This window comes from Chitinibacter fontanus (assembly GCF_013423785.1).
Taxonomy (GTDB): Bacteria; Pseudomonadota; Gammaproteobacteria; order Burkholderiales; family Chitinibacteraceae; genus Chitinibacter; species Chitinibacter fontanus.
This window is the reverse complement of the sequence record NZ_CP058952.1, coordinates 1,140,648-1,154,196: the sequence shown is the minus strand read 5'-3', so window position 1 is coordinate 1,154,196 and position 13,549 is coordinate 1,140,648. Positions and strand designations below refer to the sequence as shown.

Here is a 13,549-nt window from a genome sequence, read left to right as displayed (position 1 = left end):
AAAATACCCAGCATAAAGCTGGGTATTTTATTGGGTGGGTACGCATTAATGGCTGGTTTTGATTTCGCCATTATCCAGCAAGGTGTTGAGCAGAGTTGTTGGATCTGTGCCTGTCATGCCAGTTAGGGTGGCTACCTGAACTGGAGCTCCAGCACCCGTGCCGTCTGCGTCGAACATAACCTTGATTTCCCCGCTGTTGCTTCCTGCGGAGAATTGCAGGAACGCGCCTTCATTGGCATCAAAGGTACTGGCACTGATACCAGCGCCACTGAGCAGATCGGTAATATCAAGCACATCGCCACCGCTGGATTTGGCTGCGACACTGAAGTTGTTAATGGTGTCGAGCCCATTGGTGCTGACATTGGAGAACACAAAAGTATCTGAACCTGTGCCACCATTCAAAATGTCATTGCCTCCACCGCCGGTGAGAATGTCATTCCCATCATTGCCATACAAGGTATCGCTACCAGTCCCTCCTCCCAGCGCGTCATGACCCGTGGTGCCGTTGATCGGGTCGCTGGTATCGAGGGTGATTTTTACTGAGCCGTTAACGGTGTCGCCATCGCCATCTTGAGCTGTAAAGCCAAGCTCAAGGGTCGGAACCCGATTGATGTCTTGGGTAAAGAAATTCAGGCCATCAATTTTGAATTGGTTACCCGAGCCGGTGTGGCTGATGTCTAAGTAATCGATATATTTACCCAAAGGGCTTTGGATCAATAAATCGCCATTTGCGCCGACCACAATCGGTGTGAGGGTACTGGCAGTACCATCGGTATAGTGCACAGTATAAGCACCTTCGCCGCTGCTATAGTTTGCCACGCTCAGCAGTACTGCGGCGAACCGGGCAGAGTTTGACAGGTCAATGTGCAAATTATCGCCCGCACTCATGGTGTTGCCACCAATACCTATCCCTGCTGAGCTCATATTAATTAGACTGCTCGCTCCATTATGGGTACCACTGAAGTTGGCAAGGACAGTACTGCTACTGTCAGGATCAGTGCCAGTTCCTGATGTATAGGCGACAAGCCTATCACCTGAGCCAGCTGAGAGCGTATACCCTAGGTTTGGACCATCGCCATAACTTAAAATACGTTCTGCGGTGTCAAACAGTTTGCTGGTATCAATCTGCCGTAGCAAATTCATGGTGTAAGTACCATCCGAATTTGCGGTAACAGTAAAGATCGTATCGTTATCAGCGGTTTTGCCAGTGATCACATTGCCGTTTTGGGTGATGCTGATACTTTCTCCCAATGAGGTTAGGGTTTCGCTAACACCATTAATTTTAGCGGCCACACTAGTCCAGCTAACTGGGTTGTTTGCCGCAGGGCCATCGGCACCGAAATTGACTAACGTGCCTTGCAAATAAGCGCTTGGTTGGTCGGCAATAAAGCCATTGGTAATAGCCAGTACCGGCGCATCATCGATGATCTCAATGCTGATGGTGGCGCTGGTGCTGTGCAGACCACTCTGATCAGTGGCCTGGATGACAAAGCTATTGGTTTCACTGCCAGCAACATCTTTCGTTGGTGTGCGTAGGGTGTATTCGTAGGAAACCTTGCCAGTGTTGCTATCAAAACCAGTGATCAGCATGGTGCCATTGGCGCTGTCAAAGCTTGCGCCCAGCAATGCCGTAATGCTAACCGTTTGCCCATTGATTGTGACACTGCTGATGTCGTGATTGCCATCAATCAAATTGAAGCTGCCGCTGACTTTTTCGGTGTTGGCACTGGCATTCGTGCCATTTGCCAGCCCAGATTCATAGACTTTGTCTCCGATTGCATCGACGTTAATGGTGACAGATGGGGCCAGATTAAGAGTGAAACTTACGCTGCCGCTGGCCATGTCACCGTCGTTATCCACCAAGGTGAATTGCACCGTTTCGCTTAATGAGCTGGTTGAGGTGATATTGTACGTTCCCACACCGGTATCCATATTCAGCACGATCGTGCCACCGACGCTGGACGGCCCATTACTATTGATCGTCCAAGTGTGAGTGCTGCTGTTAAAGCTACCCAGTGTGCTACTGAAGCTGGCTAAACCATCCACTTTGCCGTCATAAGCAAAGGTATGCCCATCAACGGTCACACTCTGTACATGCCCACCATCGGCACCAAAGCCGCCCGTGCCAAGCAAATTAATCGCTTGGCTGGTGGCTACTGTACCCAATAACACCCCAGGTAGTGATGCCATATCTGGAACCGCCACCCCGTTGGTATCAGTGCCGCTGCCGTTACCATCGTAAGCGACTGGGTTGAGTGAAGCCGGTACGGTATTCATGGCCATTGCAAAGGCTTGTGAGTTGATATCGTTATCGCGCAGGAAGGCTTCCCAGTCGCTAATATCATCGCCTGTAATCCCAACGGTTGCGGTATTACCAGTTTCATTACTTGGGTAAGTCAGATAGCCGGAAACATTGGGTTCGCCATCGGATAGGAAGTAGCTTACATTTTGTACATTGCTACCACTGAGCTTACCGCTATCGCCAAAGTGGTTAATGATCTGCTGCAACGGTGCATCGTAATTGGTGGTCCAAGGAGTAGACAGATCTCCATTCAAAATGGCTTTCGCTGCATTCACATCCAGCCAAGTGGTGCTGCCTTGCAGGCCCGCATCGCTGCTAAATGTAACCAGCATGACTTTGACATCACCGCGGATATCGTATTCATCGATCAATTGGATCAACGCTTTTTGCGCCAAATCTAGCCGGCTGCCCGTGCCACTACCCATGCTGCCGGACACATCCAGCGACAGGATCAGATTGGTATTCATGCTAGGCACATCAATGCTCACCGTTTGATTTTGTGCAACCGGCATATCATCTTCAATATTGATGGTGAGCTGTGCGGTGCCGCTGCTAGTGCCATCGCTGACATTGAGGCCGACATTCAGCGATTTCACATCTTCATAGCTATTGAGTGCATGGTTGATTGGCTTGAGCAACTCAACTTCATAGTTCCAAGTATTGCCGCTACCAGCACTCAGCGTGACCGTGAGTACAGTATTGCTAGGCGTATTGCTGCCTACATAACCAGTTAATGTGTGGCCATCAACGCTCAGAGCCCAATTTACGGTTTGGTTACCAGACATCCAATCGCTCGGCAAGCCGGTTGTTGACAAGGCGACCGACAGACTGTCGCCTTGATCCACATCGCTAATGGTGAAGCTACCCGTTGCAGTGTTTGAATTGGTAGTGTCTTGTGGGTCAGGGGCCACCTGATTAAACGGATCGGAGCTTGTATCAGCCAAGGCATTACTCAGCCCTTCTTCAGATACATTGGCTGTGCCACTATTTACGCCAAAATGTATTTCTGGCGCATCGTTACTACCGTTGACGGTAATGGTGATGGTGGTGGTACTCCAATCGCCATCGGCATCCTGCACGGTATAACTGAATACTTCAGGGATGGCATCTCGCGCACTCAAGGCTTGAGTTTGTGGGTCATCATTCAGGGTATAAGTATACGAGCCATCTGCTGCAAGGCTTAGCACCCCATACGTGCCAGCAATATTGGTCGTGGTGGTGCCACTAACATTGTTGGCCAGTGGTGTGCTGTCGCTGCTGTGATCGCCGAATGCTACGCCAGTCACATACCGGCCGTTGCTGAGGCGATCAGCTCCAACTGTGTCAGCGCCCACAGTATCACCACTGGAGTTGGCACTTAAAACATTGCCGCTGGCACTCATAGCGCTATCTTCCGTGACGCTATCGGTATCGGGCATAGCCTGTGGTGCATCGTCGATAATTTCAATGCTGATGGTCGCTGGTGCGGAATATACGACGCCATTATCGGTTACAGCCACTGTGAAGCTATTGGTTTCGGCTTGGGTATCAACATCGGTGCTAGGGCTAGTGAGTTCAAATTGATAGCTAACGACTCCTGTGCCTTGATTGTAGCTAGTCAGGGTAACCACACCGTTGGCGGTGTTAAAGCTCAGGTAGGTGCTGTTATCACCTGCCACAATGTTTTCCAATTCCGTATCGCTGAAGGTAATTGTGTTGCCATTACTCACAATTTTGATGCCTTGGATATCATCCAGGCCGTCAACATCAGCCAAAGTGAAAGACCCCGCTGCCCATTCTGCATCGCTAAGTGGTGTTGAACCCAAGGCCAATGCAGCCTCATCGACTTGATCACCAACTGCATCAGTGTTGACGTTCACGCTTGGGCCATCGTTGGTACCAAAGACGGTGATGACGAGATTTGCGCTATCGCTCAGATCACCATCACTCACGGTGTAGTTGAAGGTGTCTTTCAGTGTTTCACCATCATCGAGCGCATTCACAGCAGCATTGGTGTGATCGAGGGTATAGGTGTAGGAGCCATCGCTGTTGAGTACTAGCGTGCCATACGTCCCAACAAAAGTACCAACGGTGGTGACAGTGAGCGTATCACCATCGAGATCAGTGTCGGCTTTATCGCTGAATTCACCGCTCGGTGCGCCGCTGTGAGTAAGATTTTGCAGCACATTCCCGCTTGCACTTGGTTCATCTGCGCCTTCGCCCACAGACACTACATCTTTAACCCAGTTGGTGTCGTCCGCACCATCGGTGCCGTCATTAGCCACTGGGCCGTCATTGGTACCAAAGACGGTGATGACGAGATTTGCGCTATCGCTCAGATCACCATCACTCACGGTGTAGTTGAAGGTGTCTTTCAGTGTTTCACCATCATCGAGCGCATTCACAGCAGCATTGGTGTGATCGAGGGTATAGGTGTAGGAGCCATCGCTGTTGAGTACTAGCGTGCCATACGTCCCAACAAAAGTGCCAACAGTGGTGACTGTGAGCGTGTCGCCATCGAGATCAGTGTCGGCTTTATCGCTGAATTCACCGCTCGGTGCGCCGCTGTGAGTTAGATTTTGCAGTACATTCCCACTGGCGCTTGGTTCATCTGCACCTTCGCCCACAGAGACCACATCTTTAACCCAGTTGGTGTCAGGAATGCCATCGGTGCCGTCATTAGCCACTGGGCCATCGTTGGTACCAAAGACGGTGATGACCAGATTTGCGCTATCGCTCAGGTCACCATCGCTCACGGTGTAGCTGAAGGTGTCTTTTAGTGTTTCACCATCATCGAGCGCATTCACCGCGGCATTGGTGTGATCGAGGGTATAGGTGTAGGAGCCATCGCTGTTGAGCACTAGCGTGCCATACGTCCCAACAAAAGTGCCAACGGTGGTGACAGTGAGGGTGTCGCCATCGAGATCAGTGTCGGCTTTATCGCTGAATTCACCGCTCGGTGCGCCGCTGTGAGTTAGATTTTGCAGTACATTCCCACTGGCGCTTGGTTCATCTGCACCTTCGCCCACAGACACTACATCTTTAACCCAGTTGGTGTCGTCCGCACCATCGGTGCCGTCATTAGCCACTGGGCCGTCATTGGTACCAAAGACGGTGATGACGAGATTTGCGCTATCGCTCAGATCACCATCACTCACGGTGTAGTTGAAGGTGTCTTTCAGTGTTTCACCATCATCGAGCGCATTCACAGCAGCATTGGTGTGATCGAGGGTATAGGTGTAGGAGCCATCGCTGTTGAGTACTAGCGTGCCATACGTCCCAACAAAAGTGCCAACAGTGGTGACTGTGAGCGTGTCGCCATCGAGATCAGTGTCGGCTTTATCGCTGAATTCACCGCTCGGTGCGCCGCTGTGAGTTAGATTTTGCAGTACATTCCCACTGGCGCTTGGTTCATCTGCACCTTCGCCCACAGAGACCACATCTTTAACCCAGTTGGTGTCAGGAATGCCATCGGTGCCGTCATTAGCCACTGGGCCATCGTTGGTACCAAAGACGGTGATGACCAGATTTGCGCTATCGCTCAGGTCACCATCGCTCACGGTGTAGCTGAAGGTGTCTTTTAGTGTTTCACCATCATCGAGCGCATTCACCGCGGCATTGGTGTGATCGAGGGTATAGGTGTAGGAGCCATCGCTGTTGAGCACTAGCGTGCCATACGTCCCAACAAAAGTGCCAACGGTGGTGACAGTGAGGGTGTCGCCATCGAGATCAGTGTCGGCTTTATCGCTGAATTCACCGCTCGGTGCGCCGCTGTGAGTTAGATTTTGCAGTACATTCCCACTGGCGCTTGGTTCATCTGCACCTTCGCCCACAGAGACCACATCTTGAACCCAGTTGGTGTCAGGAATGCCATCGGTTTGGTCGTTGGCAATTGGGCGATCATTGCTGCCATTAATATTAATGGTGAGCGTGGTGGTTGAGGTGTCGCCGTCTGCATCAGTGATGGTGTAGGTGAATACATCGGCTACTTGATCATTGCGACCCAGTGCTTGAACATCTGGATTGTTGTTGTATAGGGTATAGGTGTAAGAGCCATCTGCATTAAGAGTTAGCGAGCCATACGCCCCGTCAAATGCCTGACCTACATTCCCGCTGACTACCCCACTGGTGCTGCTGCCTGCAACGACTCCAGTCACTAGTGTTTGATCTGCCCCAAGCGTATCGGCGCCAGCAGGGCTGCCGGTGATGACATTGCCTGTGGCTTGGATTACATCCTGCCCTTCGGGTGGTAAATCTTCACCGAAGAATTGCAGTTGGACTTTATCAAAGCCAAAATCATCTTCGGTGACTGAGTTGGTATCCGGGTTGGCCAGTGGGGCGGTGTCAGTGATCAATACTTCCAAGCTAGCAGTGCTGGTTTGCCCTAGTGTATCGCTCACGGTAATCACAAACTGATCAAGGATACTGTTATCACCCGCAGTATGATCCTGTGCGCCTGCTTCAACTTGATAGCTGTAGCTGATATTCCCACTGATAGCGTCATAGGCTGTAAGCGTTAAAGTACCGAGGTCGGTGCTGATTACTACGGGGGTAGTCCCCAGTGCCAATAACTGCGCGATAGAAATATCTTGCCCATCAATTGTTATTTTGCTGATGCCTTCTTCCGCCTCAATGCGGAAAGTGCCATTACTTGGCGTGGCGCTATTTTCCACCACGGTTAGATTGCCGGGATTGGCACCATTCAGGTCAGGCACGTCGATGGAGGGCTCGCCAACGGGAATCACACCAATGGTGACTGTGGCAGTGGAAAAGCCACCTTTGCCATCGGTTACGGTGTAGGTAAAGCTATCAGTGCCGTTGAAGTTGGCGTTGGGCGTATAAGTGAGCGAGCCATCGGCGTTGAGCACGATCGTGCCATTCGCCGCTGGGCCTACCCCAGTGATTGTTAGCGGATCCCCATCTGGGTCGACATCATTGCCGAGCAAGCGTGCGGCGGGGATTTCCAGAGTATTGTCTTCTTTTACTGTTAAGCCGTCATCTGTCGAACCAATATCATTCAACGTCGTTCTGTCATCCACTGCGGTTGGCGGTGTATTTATGACAGGGGCAGGGGCTTCGGCAGGCAACACACTTTGTGGTGGCTCGGCCAATGTAGTCAGTGGGTCGACAGTAATCCCCGTCGTGGAAACCCCTGAATCGATGCCTACTCGGCTTTGTGGGGTATCCAGTACCACAAAGCTGTGGCCACCATCTTCGCCACCACCGGCCCCCGCTGCTGTGGCTGCTGCGATTTGGGTTGGGTCGGCGCCTTGGGCAATCAATTCTTGAATACGTGCCGCATCATCGGCTGCATTTGCGGCGGGTTTGAGTAAATCGGCCAGCATTTGATCGGTGAGGCTGAGTGAGTCTGAGCGGCCTAAGCTGATTTGGGCGCCATTGTCAAAGCTGATTGATACCGCACCATCCGCCCCCGTTTGAATCGTATCCCCGGGGTTAATTTTGTCGCCAGCGTGTAAAACGCGTTCCTCTCCATTGGCGGCGACGACTTTCACTTCACCCAGTACTTGCGTGGCAACGCCTTTCTGGTTGATGGCTTTGCTTGTATCGCCAACTGCTTTGCTGGTAACAGTATTGCTTGTGGCCATGATCTTTACTCCTAGTCTGTTGCTTGTTGCAGCACAGGTGGTTTTTATCCACTTGAGCGCCTAAGCTTGATTGCACAGCGGAAATAAGCAGCCGCCACGCACGAATTTGCTGGATGGTTCATTGTATGAATTGGTCATAAAATAAAAATCAGCCTGATGGACTACAGGAAAACCCTAGTCTGCTTTCTGTTACGAAAGGTTGGGTACGATGCTTACCAATTTTGTGATTGCATCTCGTAATGCGCCGCTAATTGAGCGTTGGCGGGGCTTAAACTTGCCGAGTGCACAGCAAACGATTTGCTCGCGCTGGAGTGAGTTAAGCCAGCGGGAATGGCCAAGTGCCAGCTTGTGCGTGCTGGATTTGGCATTGTGCGAGGCCGAACCGAGTTTTCCTGATTTGCATCCACTGAGTGCGCGTGTTTGCCTGTGTTTATTTGCCGCAGAGTTTCAAATTCAGGATGAATTGCGCTGGCTGGCCAGTGGTGTGCGCGCGTGTTGTACTCCCGAGCTGGAAGATGAACGGCTGAAAGTGATTGTCGATGTCACTGTTAAAGGGGGGATTTGGGTTTCCAACCAATCGCTGCCTATGCTGTTACAAGGTTTGCAGCGCTTTGCCGTGCCAAGTTCGACCAGTGCGTCAAAGGTGGCAGAATCCTGCTTAAATGTGCTGACCCCACAAGAGCGCAAAATCGCACAACTGGTTGGGCAGGGGGAAAGTAACAAACTGATTGCCCGTGCGCTCAATATTTCCGACCACACCGTAAAAACCCATCTCAGTGCCATTTTTAGCAAACTGCATCTCAATGATAGGGTGCACTTAGCGTTGCTAGTGAATCAAGATGTTTCCTCTTCTGCATCATGAATTTCCCCTTGAGCTTTTGGGGCATCCAGCATATACCGGGATTTACCCCTTTTTGTTCGTAGACTTCCATGCTGGGATTTGACCTCACTCGCCCTTGGTGTCGCTGTGCATTTGTCATGGCTTTGGGTTTGGTCGCCTGTTCATCTACGCCCACCGTCGGTGACAACCCATATAAGCTCAATTCAAGCACGTTGGATAAAGCAGAAGTCAAATACGGGCCCGAGGCCAAAAAGCGGCTTTCCAGCTGGCAGGAGCTGCTTAGCACTGGAGCCAAAGGCGATGAATTGGCGCGACTGAATGCAGTGAATAATTTTTTCAACGAACGCATTATTTTTGCACCGGATCGTCAGGTTTGGGGTGTTGAGGATTACTGGGCAACCCCGGTGGAATTTTTAGGGCGGGGTGCTGGCGATTGCGAGGATTTTGCCATTGCCAAGTATTTCTCTTTGTTGGCTCTTGGTGTATCAGAAAGCAAATTGCGCATCACATATGTGCAGGCCTCTGGCCATGGCCCCGCCAATTTAGCACACATGGTTTTAACTTATTACCCAAGCCCATCAGCCGTGCCTTTGGTGCTCGACAATTTGATTCCGGAAATCAAGCCAGCCTCGCAGCGGCCTGATTTAACGCCTGTATATGGTTTTAATGGGCAGGGTTTGTGGCTAGCTAAAGATCGTAGTAGCGGTAATGCCGCGCCAAGGCAAACCAAAATCAGCTTATGGGATCAATTAAAAGCCCGGCAAGGGCGGGAATTTGATTAGCTGCTAGCCGTGTGGATTTGTCCGCAAGGAGGACAAAATGACTTTACTAAAACAGCTGGTAATTTTGATTGTGGCGCTGTTTATATTCCTGTTTTGTGGAACGGTGTATTTAAACGCAGAAAACTCGCGCGCCTTCCTCACCGAGCAGCTCACTACCATTGCTCAGGACTCTGCTACCTCACTGGGTATGCAGTTATCCCCGCTGATTTTGGATAAAAACAATCAAGTCGTCGTTGAGCGCATGGTTGATGCAGTATTTGATAGTGGCTATTACCGTGAAATCCATATTGCCAACATGGAAGGTCAGACGCTGATTCTGAAAAAAGCCGGCACCCGCGTCAATAATGTTCCGGATTGGTTTATTCAGCTATTTCCGATTGAAACTCCGGTGGGGGAGTCGCTAATGACCAGCGGCTGGCAGCAAGCGGGTACAGTCAAGATTGCCGCCAACCCCGGGATTGCCTATGCCTCATTGTGGGCCAGTAGTTTGCACGCACTGTATTGGTTTTTGGGGGCTTCGGTATTTACTTTGCTGGTTGGTTTGGTGATTCTGCACTTTGTATTGCGGCCACTGCGTGATGTGGAAATGCAGGCGCTAGCCATCTGCAATCGTGAATATCCTGAACAGGCTAAATTGCCGTGGACTCTGGATTTGCGCAGTGTCGTGCAGGCAATGAACCGTATGACGCAAAAAGTAAAAGAAATGTTTGCTGAGCAAGCGGCCAGTATCGAGCGCATGCGAGCTGAGGCGTATCTGGATACGCTGACCGGTTTGGCAAATCGACGTTATTTTGATATGCACGTGAAGCAATTAATGACCGCAGATGAGCCATTGAGCCATGGTGCGCTCATGTTTTTAGAAATCAGCCATTTGAAAGAAATCAACGATCAAAAAGGTTTCCGGGTGGTCGATCAATTACTAGTCGAAACCGGTGCCTTGCTTAAAACTTTGCTTGATGAATGTGATTGCCACGAAGCGTTTGCGGCCCGGATGAGTGGCAATACGTTCGCCGCCTTTTTCGCCGATCTAGATCAAGATCAAGCCAAGCAGTTAGGCACACTGCTGGCACAGCGTTTAAGTACGCTGCACGAGCGTGGTATGACCCCTTACAGCGATGTTGGGCATATCGGGGTGGCGATGTATCACGGGCAGAAACTAAATAATTGGCTGTCTGAAGTGGATATGGCCCTGCGGGCGGCGCAAAGTAACGGGCCGAATTGCATGCATTTTTATGCACCGCAAGCGCTCGATGGTCACGGCTCATTAACTGCGTCCCAATGGAAAGAAGTGCTGTTGGAAGCACTTAACTCGCAGCGCATCGAGCTGTATACCCAAGTGGTGAATACGGTTGATCAGCAGTTAATTCATCAGGAAGTCTTCATCCGCTTGCGGGATGAGTTAGGAGAGCAAATCCCTGCGGGTCTCTTTGTGCCCATGGCCAAACGGCATGGCCTGATTCAAGAGTTTGATCGAGTGGTGATCAATTTATGCTTGCAAGAGTTGCATAAAAACCCAAGTTTGAAATTGGCAATCAATTTATTCCCAGCCTCGATTTCGCACCCTGAGTTTGTAACGTGGCTGGTGAAAAAACTCAGTGCTACCCCCGAGTTAGCTGCACAAATTTGCTTTGAATTACCAGAGCAAGAGGCGGTAACGCAGCTTGATGATTTGCGCCGCTTTATCGAGCAGGTTGCAGAGTTGGGGGTGGTAGTGGGGCTGGATAATTTTGGCCGGGGCTTTAGTTCATTCACGTATTTGAGTAGCTTGAAAGTGCATTACTTAAAAGTGGATGGATCATTTACTAAAGAAATTGATCAAAACCGAGAAAATCAATTCTTTATGGATGCCATTGTGAAAATCGCACACGGATTGGATTTGACCGTAATTGCTAAATCAGTCGAAACAGCGGCCGAGCAGACCATGCTGGAAAGCCTGCGGGTTGATGGCGAGCAGGGCTTTGGTGTTGGTGGTACCGAACTGTGGAAAAAAGCACCAAGCTTATAATTTTAAGGGTATCTTGCGGTGGGCTTTATTTTAAATGGGCTGCAGCCAGATACCTTTGGTTAAGGAACGATCACCGGGGTGTTGTCCAATTCATTCGGGTTAATTTGTGCTGTCTCTAGTGGGAAATGTTGTTGCAATAATTGCCCTAAGGTAGTGATCGCAGTGGCAAGCCCTACTTCGATTTGAGTTAGCGCTAGATCGGACTGTAACCTTTGGCAGATTTCATCCCATTGAGTTTGTGGTACGCGGGCCGCAATGCCGCGATCAGCCACTAATTCTATTTTTCGTTCAGCCAGTAATAAATACAACACCATCCCGGTATTGCACTCAGTATCCCAAACGTGCAAATCGGTAAACCATTGCACTGCACGCTGGCGCGCAGTTTGGCCCTGCCAAGCTTGTTTTAATGGTAAGCGGGCTTCGATTACTAAGCGAATTTCACCGCGATGACCGGCTTCTGCCTGGGCAATTGTTTGGCTTAAACGTCTGATCAGCGCTGGATCGCGTAAGCTGGAGCGAAATGGGTTTAATTGTAGTTGCTGCCAGCAGCGTGCAAAATTCGTGTGCATTACCATCTTCCCGATGCGCCCCCGCCGCCAAATCCACCACCGCCGCCGCTAAACCCGCCGCCAGAGCTACCTCCACCCCAGTGCCCTTGCCCCGATGAAATAACGCCACCACTTTTACTACTTACGATCAGGCCGAGGACTGCGCCAATACCCAGTGCGATAGGAATACTGAGGCCGAAGTAGATCAAGCCAAGGCTAGCGATCAGGCTAGTAAGGATGAAGCTGGCCAAGAAGCCAAGGACGTGGCGCAAGAAGCCGCCGAAGATCAGCAGGGGTACCAATAAAATAAAGGGTAATTCGTTATCGCTAGACTGCTGAGCCATGCGTTGATCTGTTGGTGCTGGTAGCGCCTCGCCTTGAATGAGCGCACTCATTTTGGCCACCCCGGCTTGAATGCCGCCAGCCCAGTCGCCCGTTTTAAATGCCGGCACCATGATCTCGCGAATAATTCGGCTTGCTACCACATCGGGGAGTACACCTTCCAAGCCGCGGCCAACCTCTATGCGAACCGTGCGGTCGTTTTTGGCAATTAACAGTAGCACTCCATCATCGACACCTTTACGGCCCAATTGCCATTTTTCCACCACCCGAATCCCGTATTGCTCAATCGTTTCCTCGCCCGTGGTGGGCACAATCAATACCGCCAGTTGACTGCCTTTGGCTTGCTCTAGGGCGTGCAGTTTCTCTTCCAATTGCTGTTGCTCGGATTGCGACAGAGTATTGCTTAGATCGGTTACTTGCGTGCGTAATTCAGGAATCGCCACTGGTGCTGCTAGCGTGATACTAGCGAGTATCAGCCCGCAACTCAGCAGCAATAAGCGTAGCCAGAGCATACGCAGTGGGGGCATTTACTTCTTCTCACTATTGAAATCAACTTGAGGAGCGCTTGAGAGCGCTTTTTCATTTTCTACCGCAAAGTTGGGTTTAGGGTTCAGGTCGAATAACTTGGCGGTGAGATTGGTCGGGAACGAGCGCGCAGTGGTATTAAATGCTTTGACGCTCTCGATATAACGGTTACGCGCAACAGTAATGCGGTTTTCGGTGCCTTCCAGTTGGGCCGATAGGTCACGGAAACTTTCATTGGCTTTGAGATCGGGATATTTTTCTGCAACCACCATCAAGCGGGATAATGCTGAACTCATCCCCGCCTGCGCGGCTTGAAATTGAGCCAAGGCGGCAGGGTTATTGGCTAGCTCAGGGGTGGCCTGCACGCTGCCCACTTTGGCACGCGCTTGCGTCACTTCAATGAGCACTTTTTCTTCATGCGCGGCATAGCCTTTGACGACATTCACCAAATTAGGCACTAAATCGGCACGACGCTGATATTGATTCAAAACCTCTGACCAAGCTGCATTAACGTTTTCATCCTGTGCCTGCAAGGCGTTATAACCACAGCCGCTCAAGCTGCTGAGCATAACTAACATCATGATTAAGCGGGTCATTGTCATCGAGCCTCATTACTGTG

The 13,549-nt window shown here is 50.7% G+C and carries 7 protein-coding genes; 3 read left to right on the top strand and 4 right to left on the bottom strand.

Going from position 1 to position 13,549, the window contains the following annotated elements; genetic code table 11:
- Positions 1–45: 45 nt before the first annotated feature.
- Positions 46–7,887 (bottom strand): retention module-containing protein, encoded by a 7,842-nt coding sequence (locus HZU75_RS05415; RefSeq protein WP_180308137.1) that lies wholly within the window; start codon positions 7,885–7,887, stop codon positions 46–48.
- Positions 7,888–8,095: 208 nt separating this feature from the next.
- On the opposite strand from HZU75_RS05415, the gene HZU75_RS05410 reads away from it, so the two are divergent.
- The 3 genes from HZU75_RS05410 (at position 8,096) to HZU75_RS05400 (ending at position 11,515) form a co-directional block, all read left to right on the top strand.
- Positions 8,096–8,749, top strand: a complete 654-nt coding sequence (locus HZU75_RS05410) for a helix-turn-helix transcriptional regulator (RefSeq protein ID WP_180308136.1) — start codon at positions 8,096–8,098, stop codon at positions 8,747–8,749.
- A gap of 68 nt (positions 8,750–8,817) precedes the next feature.
- The gene (locus tag HZU75_RS05405) at positions 8,818–9,510 is read left to right on the top strand and encodes a transglutaminase-like cysteine peptidase (RefSeq protein WP_228028204.1); all 693 of its coding nucleotides are present in this window, start codon (positions 8,818–8,820) and stop codon (positions 9,508–9,510) included.
- A gap of 37 nt (positions 9,511–9,547) precedes the next feature.
- Complete coding sequence (locus HZU75_RS05400; RefSeq protein WP_180308135.1) at positions 9,548–11,515, top strand: EAL domain-containing protein; 1,968 nt, start codon at positions 9,548–9,550, stop codon at positions 11,513–11,515.
- Positions 11,516–11,574: 59 nt separating this feature from the next.
- On the opposite strand, the gene HZU75_RS05395 is transcribed toward HZU75_RS05400, so the two are convergent.
- The 3 genes from HZU75_RS05395 to HZU75_RS05385 are packed head-to-tail and all read right to left on the bottom strand — an operon-like array spanning position 11,575 to position 13,532.
- The gene (locus HZU75_RS05395) at positions 11,575–12,084 is read right to left on the bottom strand and encodes a TPM domain-containing protein (protein ID WP_180308134.1); all 510 of its coding nucleotides are present in this window, start codon (positions 12,082–12,084) and stop codon (positions 11,575–11,577) included.
- Positions 12,084–12,932, bottom strand: a complete 849-nt coding sequence (locus HZU75_RS05390) for a TPM domain-containing protein (RefSeq protein WP_180308133.1) — start codon at positions 12,930–12,932, stop codon at positions 12,084–12,086. The genes HZU75_RS05395 and HZU75_RS05390 overlap by 1 nt, the downstream gene beginning before the upstream one ends.
- Positions 12,933–13,532, bottom strand: a complete 600-nt coding sequence (locus tag HZU75_RS05385) for a LemA family protein (protein ID WP_373279635.1) — start codon at positions 13,530–13,532, stop codon at positions 12,933–12,935.
- Between the last annotated feature and the right edge of the window lie 17 nt (positions 13,533–13,549).